This window comes from Streptomyces sp. URMC 126, from assembly GCF_051386555.1.
Taxonomy (GTDB): domain Bacteria; phylum Actinomycetota; class Actinomycetes; order Streptomycetales; family Streptomycetaceae; genus Streptomyces.
Genome location: NZ_JBPQTX010000897.1, coordinates 1 through 269, shown reverse-complemented (window position 1 = coordinate 269; position 269 = coordinate 1). Strand labels below are relative to the sequence as shown.

General features: G+C 63.6%; 1 pseudogene. It reads right to left on the bottom strand.

What is annotated here, in order from left to right:
- Nucleotides 1-269: pseudogene (locus ACSNOK_RS34395) on the bottom strand (hypothetical protein); the annotation flags it as partial.

Below are 269 nucleotides of genomic sequence, written 5' to 3'. Positions count from 1 at the left end.
ACCCTGGGCCAGATGGTCGACGCGATCAGCTCGCGCACGCAGATCGAGCGGGTCAGTGGCCACAACGAATACGCGGCCAAGGCCTGCCCCGGGTTCAACGTACCGAGGTGGATGGAAGGTCGGGCCTGATGCGCGCTCAGCACCAGCGCCTTGACCATCAGCACGGCATCCATGGCCTTGCGCCAGACCTGCTCGAGAACCGGGCGAAACTCCTCCCAAGGCACGACTGCATCAATCTCGACCAGCGGGTTGTTCTTCGCATCCAAGCT